General features: G+C 62.2%; 1 protein-coding gene. It reads left to right on the plus strand.

The genetic code is table 11. The features are described from left to right. Positions 1-62 precede the first annotated feature (62 nt). A partial coding sequence (locus tag AB0C34_RS31570) for a condensation domain-containing protein (RefSeq protein WP_357081117.1) occupies positions 63-1,119 on the plus strand: 1,057 nt, incomplete at its 3' end.

Genomic DNA, 1,119 nt, shown 5'->3' on the forward strand with positions numbered 1-1,119 from the left:
TGCCGGTTGATCGGCCGCGGCCGGTGGTGATGTCGCAGCGGGGCGCCACTACCAGTCACTGCTTGCGGGCCGAATCGGTGCGGGCGTTGGAACGCCTCGCCCAGCACCACAACTCATCACTGTTCATGGTCATCCACTCCACCCTGGCAGTACTGCTGGCCCGTTTGAGCGGCACCACCGATATCGCGATCGGCACACCGATCGCCGGACGAGGCGCTGCCGCACTCGATGACGTGATCGGAATGTTCGTCAACACCCTCGTGCTGAGAACCGATCTCGACCTGGACGAACCGTTCACCGACCTACTCGACCGCATCAGACAGATCGACCTGGATGCCTACGCTCACGCTGATGTCCCGTTCGAACAGCTCGTGGATGAACTCGCTCCACAACGATCCCAAGCCCGCCACCCCTTGTTCCAAGTGTTGTTGGCGTTCCAGAACCTCGAGCGTATCGAGTTCGAACTACCCGACCTCGAAGTGTCGGTAGTCGATCTCCCCAACGAAGTATCCCGCTTCGACCTGCAATTCATCCTGTCGGACAACCACGACACCGGCGAGATGACCATCACCGTCACCTACGCCACCGAACTGTTCGACCCCACGACGATCGACACCCTGACCCGGCGGTGGATCCGGATCCTCGAATCCGTCGCCGTCGACCCCACCACCCCGGTCACCACCATCGAGGTACTCGAACCCGCCGAACGAACCGATCTACTCACCCGCCGCGGTGCACCCACCGCAACCCCGATCACCCTGGCCGAGCTGCTCACCACCGCAGCCACACAAGACCCCGACGCTACCGCGATCGTGTTCGACCAACAGCACACGAGCTATCGAGAACTCGACGAACGCTCCAACCGCCTGGCTCGAATACTCATCCACCACGGCATCGGCGCGGAGAATATCGTCGCCATCGCCATCCCACGCTCCCCGGAATCTGTTCTGGCTATCTGGGCCGTCACCAAAACCGGGGCCGCTTTCCTACCCATCGACCCCACCTATCCCACCGAACGCATCACCCACATGCTGACCGACTCCCGAACCGTCATCGGATTGACCACGACAGCCACACGCACGCAACTGCCCGACACCACCACCTGGCTGACCCTCGACA

This window comes from Nocardia sp. NPDC049220 (assembly GCF_040647855.1).
GTDB lineage: Bacteria > Actinomycetota > Actinomycetes > Mycobacteriales > Mycobacteriaceae > Nocardia.